Origin of the sequence: Shewanella sp. Isolate7, assembly GCF_022398425.1 — a bacterium.
GTDB lineage: Bacteria > Pseudomonadota > Gammaproteobacteria > Enterobacterales > Shewanellaceae > Shewanella.
In genome coordinates, this window is the sequence record NZ_JAKEVJ010000017.1 from 44,255 (window position 1) to 52,083 (window position 7,829).

Genomic DNA, 7,829 nt, shown 5'->3' on the forward strand with positions numbered 1-7,829 from the left:
TTGGTTAAATGTCGGTTCTGGTATGGGTTTTAAAAGGGGGGCGTGAAAATGCGGCTTTTCTTAAATAAAGCTTAAGGCGGCTTAGGTTTTTTTATCTCAGCTTTGATCTAACGCAAGTGTCGATGCTGGAGGTGTGCACAATTTCGCCTGTTAGCTCCCCCTGTATGTACGGGGGAAGTTAGCCGAATGTGAATCTAACGGTGAAATGACGTTACCGCGATAAAAAAGGAGGCCTGGGCCTCCTTTTTAATTAGCGCTCGACTTTGGGAGTCACTGGTTGGCTGCTCAACTGAGCCAGGTTAGGGCTGATGAATGCCTAACAGCTTAGCCGGCGTATGACAGGTGGCGCAGGTCTCTGCCGCCCGCGTGCGTACATCGGCCGCATCCATACCATCCAGAATACCACCGTTGGCCTGTATATGGGCCGCGCCTGAGTCTTTCAGGTACTTCTGGTGACAGCTCAGGCAGGCGCCTGCATCGGAAGAGACCCAGATGTCGGCTCCCGTGGTGGTATCACCATAGCGCCAGACACGGTCACTGGCTCGGCCAAGGGTAAAGCCGTCTTGCGTATGACAGGTGAGGCAGTCGGTCTTAAGTACTGTGCCCGACTGTACGCCGGCATACTTGAGGTAGTGCCCCTCGGCCTCGTGCGCCTTAAAGGCGAAGCTGGTTGACTTACGGCCGCCGGGATAGCTGTCATCGCCGCGAGTCGTCTTATCCGAGGTATGGCAGGTCTGACAGTTATAGCCATTGTTGTAATGGTGATTTTCCTGATTGTGGCAGGTCTGACACTTGCTGGTATCGACGATGGCGCGGCGCATCGCGATCTGGCCATCTTCGGCGACTCCGGTGCCGGACCAGACGAAGCGATAGGGCGCCTCTTTTACCGCCACCGAACGGGTATCCTCGCTGCAGGCGGTCATCACCACCTCGGCCACGCCATAGCCACCGTTGTTGAAACAGACTTCGATGGCCGACCAGAGCTCGAAGGTCTTGCCTGTGGCATCCGATGGCATATCGAAGGTGTTGGCGACAATGGAGAAGGTCTTCGTGGCCTCGTCATAGCTACCTTGTGACAGTCTGAATCGACGATTGCTATAGGAGGCATCACCGTAGGCAGGGTAGTCCTTGTCCACATCCCAGGCCACCACTACTCGGGTGCTCAGTTCGATAAATTCGCTGGCAACCGGGTTGCCGGCGGTATCGGTTACCTGAAGATCAAATTTGAGCTTGCCGTCGCCATCCAGGCCTATGTTGCTAAAGCTGACGCCCATCGCCTGGGCCAGTGAATAGGCCTTAAGCACGTCGCCATGGCGTTTCTCGCCGTTGCCCGTTCCTGGGTAGGTATCGGTGGCGTTGTGGCAGGCGATACAGTTGGTGCTGGAATGGTTCTGCGAGGGTTTCTCGGTATGACAGCCGATGCAGGCGATGTTAGATTTATCGGCCTTAAACAGGGCGGCATCACTTGGCGCATCGTCACCCTCTTTATGGCAGGCCGCACAGTTGGCCGCCGGTTTTTGTGGGAACATCACCTTGCCATAGTCATGTAGGCTGCCGCCATAGCCCACTATCTTATAAGGGGCTGGCACATAACCTTCGGGCGTGCTGGTGACCCTGTCCTGACCTTTGTGGATGGCATGAATCATATAGGGAAACTCTATGCTGTTGCCGCTCTCGGGGTCGCCTGAGGTCGCGGTATGACAGCTGGCGCAGTTTTCCAGGGCGATACGACGGCCGCCGTGCAGAGCCAGGCTCTCCTCCTGGTGGCAGTTGAGACAGGTCTGCTTGCTCACCACATTGCGGGTTTGAATCCCGTCGGTCGCGCCCGATGAGGGCTGCCAGTCATGGTGGGCATTGGCGGTCGCCTGAGGCAGTTTCAGCTCCAGGGTGACCCTGTGGGTGTTTTCGCCATTGTAGGTGATGGCCAAAGGCTCGGTGACATTGGCAACATTTTGCTGAAACCTGTAGGTGTAGCTGCCATCGAGATTATCCGTCAGGCAGTCTTCGCAGGCGCTGGCCGCCTCGACACCGGCTTGAAATTGGGGCGAGGGGTTAAGCCCTTCGGCGCCATCTGGCAGCGAACCGGGTTGCCTTAGGGTATTGATGTAGGCCTGCCACTGGTAGCCGCGGTCGAAAGACTGGTCGTCTATGGTCTCTGTGACCTGGGCCAGCTGGGCGATACCGAACCTGAGATCAAAGTCTTTGGTCAGGCCGAGTACGGCCACGCCGTTGGCGTTCTCAAGCTTAAAGGTCGCACTGACCTCGCCATCTTCTATCGATGCCTGGGTAAATTGGGCCATTACCGTGGGGGTGTCGGCGATGCTAACGCCTATGACGCCGTCGGGGCCATCTTCACCGTCTTTGCCATCGCTACCACAGCCCAGTAGCAGCGCGCTGCAACCAAGGGCGATGAGGCTCCATTGATTCATCTTCTTTATATCCATCATAGTGCCTTCCATTTCAGTCAATTTCTCAATGCATTGTTCTATCGGCGCCAGCGAGCTGGCGCCTTGCCCAGTCTATTTAATGGGATGCACGGTGAGTACATCGGCATCGGCCCCTTGTCGGTGACAGGTGGTGCAGCTTTCAGTGCCCGCCGTGGCATCGGATAGCGTGCCGCCGAACACCGCGCCTTGCTGGATCATGTGGTTCCTGTTGGTTTCGCTGCTGTGGCAATCGCTACAGATGGCGGCCGTCGGGCTGGTGTAGCTGCCATCGTCGATGGCCAGCGGTTGCACCCCGGGATCCAGGGGTAGGGCGACGGTGAGCACACCGTCTCTGTCTGTGTGGCACTGGGCACAGTTACCTATGTCGCCCGGGTAGTTGATCCCTTCGAAACCGACACGTTGGCCGCTGTGAATGCCGTGGATAAGGTGCTTGAAGTCCGCCGTGGTGAGGGACGGATTATCCGCGGCATCGGCCTGCATGTTGGGGTTGTGACACACTTGGCACTGGCCTTCGAGATCGTTGCGGGAACCGTGGAAGTTCAGCTGCTGATCCCCATGGCAACTGCCGCAGGTGTCGTTGCTGACCACGACGCGGCGGCCGCTATCGCTCAGTGCGTCTGTGGCGAAGAAGCTATGGCTGGATTTAATCACCACCTCGCTGTTGGCCTCATCACTGCAGGCGCCCAGCACGCCATTGGCGGCGCAGACTTTGCCCTGAATCGCCAGTGTGCCTTTATTCATCTCACTACCGGCAGGCACGGTCAGACCGGTTATCTGATAGTCGAAGCTGCCGTTGCTGCCAGAGATTGGCGCGGTTTCATGAACACGTGTTGAGCGCGCCGAGCGGGTGGCGTAGTCGAAGCTGGTGCCCCAGTTGGCATAGACGCGAAGGTCTGAGACGAAATCGAGCTGGTCTGCGCTGGCCAGATAGGGCTGACCAGTGGCAGGATTTTGCAACATGAGGGTAAAGGAGACGGTATCGCCGCTGCGCATGGCTTTGGTGATCACCGGCTTAAACTGCCCCAGTGCCTGTGCATTGCCGCCATCATTGTGGACGCTGGCGGTCCAATCGGGATTGTGACAGGCGACGCAGTTGGCGTTATTGAGCTGCGCCGGGTGACCTTCGCCCTTCTTAAAGTCGATGTAGGTATGACAGGCGCCACAGGCCTCCATGGTGGGTACCCGTGCCCAGTTCATCTGCTCGCTCAGGGTGTCATCCTCGGCGTGACAGGTCTGGCAGTTGGCCAGTGAGCCGGGGAAGCCGGTCAGGTGTTTGCCGTGGATCATCTGTGTAAAGATGTTGTCCGGGTTGCTGACGCGATCGGCGTTGTGGCAGGTCACACAGGTCTCGACCTGATTATAGTTGCCACGGTGAAAGGCCAGGTCGTTATGACAGGTGTTACAGGTTGCTATCTTGATCAGGTTGCGTGTGTAAACCGGATCGCTACTGCTACCGTCTTGGTCACCCTGCCAGTCGAAGTGCTGGTTAGTGATGGGCAAGGCAGTGCCATCGGCCAGGCTATCGCCACCGAGTTTAACCACGACTCGCTGCGTGGCACCCGCCTGATAGCCGATGTCGTTCATGCCATCGAAGGCGGCGCTGAAGGTGTAGCTGTAGCGGCCATTTTTATGATCCACATAGCTGCCTGGGCAGCTGTCGTTACAGCTTTCCGAGGTGAAGTATTGCCACTGTGCGGCATCGCCGGCATTGGTGTACCCCTGGGGTAGCAGCTGAGCGGCAATAAAGGTGGCGCTTGGGATCCCCACCACAGGCTCATCATCCTGGTTGGTGACGCGGTAATTCACCGTGGCGACACCGGCCTGCATCTGCACCGGATCGAAATTCACCACTAAGGTGTCGACTAGCATAGCCGGTGGGCCACCTGGCTCGCCAGGATTACCGGGTTTACCATCATCGCCGCCACAGGCGGAGACGAGTGTGAGCAGCCCAAACAGGGCGGCAAAATGGAAAGTTTTGTTCATCTTCATCATCGCTTCCTTGGCATAGGGGGACTGAATTACAGCTGGTAATTCAGGGTCACTCCAAAGTAGTGGGCGTTGTAATCATGGCTTAGATCGCCGAAGGTCAACACGTTAGGTATGCTGCTTGGCGACAGGTTCTCGTTAGCCCAGTCGGCGTCCTGGTACTGCTCGAAGATCCAGTCAAGCCTTAGCCCCAGGCTGTCGCTGAGGTTAAAGTCGGCGAAGGCGTTGAGATTGTGCCTGGTGGCATAATAGCTGCCATAGGGGCTGTGCAGGCCTTGGCTGACCTCTGTGTCACTCTGGCCGTCGCTATAGCTGTAGTTGAGGCCGAGCCGCAGGCGGTTTTCCAGCAGGGCATCATAGTCAACTCCCGCGCCGATAAGGGTGGCCTTATCCTCGGTGCTGGCATACCAGTTGGCGCTACCAAAGTTGTTGCTGCCAGTCTGATCGCTGTCGCGCCAGTCCTGATTGATAAACGCGTTGAGGTTAACTTGCTCACTCAGGGCATAGCTGGCCGAGAGATCATAGCCCTGGCTGTCGACGCCAGTAAGCCCTATCTGGGTGTCCGTGTAGTCATCCTGCATCAGGTGCAGATTAAGGGTGGTGCTTAGTGCCTCGCCGTTATAGCTGGTATAGAGGCCATAGCGCTGGCGTTCACGGTCCGCCAGATAGCTGCGCCGTAACAGCGGATTATTAGGGCGATTGCTGGCACTCGAGCCCTGATATTCACTGCCGCCACGATCCTCATACTCGGCCTTGAGCCAGGTTTGCCACTGGGAATTAATACGGTAATTGAGCTTGGCAGAAAGCTCGGATGCCTGCAGGCTGTCGCGGTCGAGGGCGTTGTAGTTGTTGTGCTCATACTGATATTGCAGATCCAGATAGAGGCTGCGGGTAAAGCGGTATTTAGCCCCCAGGCTCGCCTGTTGGCGGGTACGGTCATAGGCCTGGTTGAGCCTATCGCCGCTGTAGTAGCTGTCGGTGACTATCTGCGGATAACTCAATGTCTCAGACTTGTTGTCCCTGTCGCGATAGTCGTAGCCGGCCCTGAGGCTGAGCTCTGGCGTGAGCCGACCAAGATACTTAAGCTTCATCTCCAGCAGATCCACCTGGCCGTCTAAATTAGCGGCGGGTAGCATGGGGGAGGGGCCGTTGATGGTTGCCGGTAGATAGGTTTGATCTTGGGTCATGCGGCTAAAGCCTAGATGCATCAGCACCAGTTGCCCCGGGGCCGAGAACTGGCTGTGAGCCGCCACCCGGTAGGCCTTGTTGTCGGGGGCGACGGCGCTCTGGCCAAAGTAGGCGGCGCCAAAGGTGGGGCTGAAGGCCGATTGCCAATGCAGGGCGTTGATATCATTTTGGTAATGGCTAAGCTCGGCATCTATGCCGGTCAGCCACTGGTCGCCCCGAAAGTAGAGCTTACCCTCGATGTGCTTGCTGTTATCATCGACCCGCTCGGCCAACATGGTGCTGTTGGTGAGCAGATTGGCACTGGCGCTGCGATTGCCCTGGCGCTTCTCATATTGGTAGCCGAGACTGGCCTCATAGAAGCTGCCGCTATAGGCGGCGTCGAGACGATAGCGATCTCGGGTGAGCTTCAGCTCAGTCGCCATCAGACTATCATTCAGGCTATTCATCTGATCGGTTGTGGCCGCGCTCTGCCATTGGCTGGGGAGTTGCCAGCTGCCGTCACTCAGCCGATAGGGGCTGAGCGCATCATTATTATCGAAGTGGGCAAAACCTCGATAGCTTGCGGCTATCTGGTATTGGCCCTTACGGCCGGTCGTTAAGCTGGCTGAGCCTGCATCATAGCCTAGACGGTCGGCTTTGAATTGGGTCTGATAGCCAGAGGCCTTATTGTGGGTCAGATCTGCCTCCAGACTCGCCACGGCGCCATCGGTATCTGTGCCTGTGGTGTTGCCGAAACGGCTGTCGCTGCCGTCGTTGTAGGCGACGCCGACGCCTATCTCGCCTGTGGTTGCATCCTTGATCTCACAGCGCTGGCATTTCCAGGCGTCCATCTTCACCTGACTGCGGTTGGCCGACGCCAGATCGTAGCCCTGTGCCGTCGCTAGGCTGCTGATAATAGAGAGGGCCAGCAGGCTGAGTGGCCAAGCGCGTGTTTGAGTGCGGTCTTGTCTGTTCATCGCTATGCTCCCTCATTAACGTTGCAGTAATTTGCCCGATGGATGGTTGGAGCCATGCACCTGGTTATGGCAGTTCAGGCAGCTTCGGCCGCCGTTAAAGGCATTGGGGCTGTTGGCAAATACCGTATTGGCGGCGTGACCGTCGCTGGCGTGGCATTGCTGACAAAGCTGAGGGGGCTTGGCGATCAACATCGCCTCGTTGACGCTGCCGTGGGGGTTATGACAGTTGGCGCAGTTGTCGGTGACGGGCGCATGCTCCCACAGTTTAGGCCCACGCTTCTCGCTGTGACAGGCGTAGCAGTTGTCATTGACGCTCATCTGCTTCAGGCTGGCCTCGCCCAAACCGCCGTGGGGATTGTGACAGTCGCTGCAGACCATCTGCTGCCACTTCATTGGGTGGCTGCTGCGCTTATGTAGGTCGGCCTTTTGCTGGGCATGACAACTGGTGCAGACGGCGACTTCCTGGGTCTTGTCGCTGATAGGGTCATGACCCGTGTGTACCTGATGACAGTCGCTACAGGCGACATCGGCGTTGTCGTGATGATTGCCACTCCAGGCCATGCGCTGGTCATCGTTGTGGCAGCTCATGCAGACACTATTTTGCTTCTCGGCGGGAACAGGGGAATTGGCGCCGAAGGTGATCATAGGTTCCTTCCCCCCGCGGTTATGTTTCCCCATGGGGCCGTGGCAGGCTTCGCACTGCAGGTCGGCCATGGGAGAGCCTTTTACCTGGGGATTGCCATGTACACCGTCAAATAGTGCCATGACGGTTTGGTTCTTGCGATGGCACATGAGGCAGCTATCGGCGCCCTTGGGGGAGTACTGCCCCTGTGCAAATTTGTTATCGAGGATCTTCTCTACCTCTTCAGCTGGCATCTTGTCCCAGGGAGTCGCCTGAGCGAACAAGCTAAAAAGGGGAGTTAGCGCGAGTAGGGCCGTTAGCCAGAGGGCTGACTGCCAATTAGATTCCTTTTTCATCATCATCCATCCAAGCACAGTGAGGTTTTTAGTTGTTATCTTTATGAATTACTAATTTACCAAAGCTAAATAATAGGTGGGATTTGTGACGAATGTGTAAATTTTGTGCCGATAAATCGCGGTTAAAAATGAAGTATTTGAGCGAATTAGCACTTTGTGTGATCTGGATCACGCTAAGCGCGAGAGCTGGGACGTAGAATTGGCCGCTAATGAAAATGGTTCTCATTTGACAATCTCGTTTACTGATTGAGATATCTGTCACATAATATAAAAT

At 56.6% G+C, this 7,829-nt stretch carries 4 protein-coding genes; all 4 read right to left on the reverse strand.

Annotation, left to right across the window (positions count from 1 at the left end; translation table 11 throughout):
• Window positions 1–299 precede the first annotated feature (299 nt).
• A complete protein-coding gene (locus tag L1D47_RS06330) occupies window positions 300–2,447 on the reverse strand; it encodes an OmcA/MtrC family decaheme c-type cytochrome (protein WP_239883151.1) in 2,148 nt (715 codons plus the stop codon).
• Window positions 2,448–2,519: 72 nt separating this feature from the next.
• Window positions 2,520–4,430, reverse strand: coding sequence for an OmcA/MtrC family decaheme c-type cytochrome (locus L1D47_RS06335; RefSeq protein WP_239883175.1), 1,911 nt, complete (start codon window positions 4,428–4,430; stop codon window positions 2,520–2,522).
• A gap of 35 nt (window positions 4,431–4,465) precedes the next feature.
• Window positions 4,466–6,577 (reverse strand): MtrB/PioB family decaheme-associated outer membrane protein, encoded by a 2,112-nt coding sequence (locus L1D47_RS06340; RefSeq protein ID WP_239883159.1) that lies wholly within the window; start codon window positions 6,575–6,577, stop codon window positions 4,466–4,468.
• Window positions 6,578–6,592: 15 nt separating this feature from the next.
• Window positions 6,593–7,561: a DmsE family decaheme c-type cytochrome gene (locus L1D47_RS06345; RefSeq protein ID WP_239883161.1), complete on the reverse strand. Its 969-nt coding sequence runs from the start codon at window positions 7,559–7,561 to the stop codon at window positions 6,593–6,595.
• Between the last annotated feature and the right edge of the window lie 268 nt (window positions 7,562–7,829).

Bases quoted from the DNA above. Each gene is read 5' to 3' on its own strand.
- L1D47_RS06335 (WP_239883175.1), bottom strand. From the start codon at position 4,430: ATGAACAAAACTTTCCATTTTGCCGCCCTGTTTGGGCTGCTCACACTC.
- L1D47_RS06330 (WP_239883151.1), bottom strand. From the start codon at position 2,447: ATGATGGATATAAAGAAGATGAATCAATGGAGCCTCATCGCCCTTGGT.
- L1D47_RS06345 (WP_239883161.1), bottom strand. From the start codon at position 7,561: ATGATGATGAAAAAGGAATCTAATTGGCAGTCAGCCCTCTGGCTAACG.
- L1D47_RS06340 (WP_239883159.1), bottom strand. From the start codon at position 6,577: ATGAACAGACAAGACCGCACTCAAACACGCGCTTGGCCACTCAGCCTG.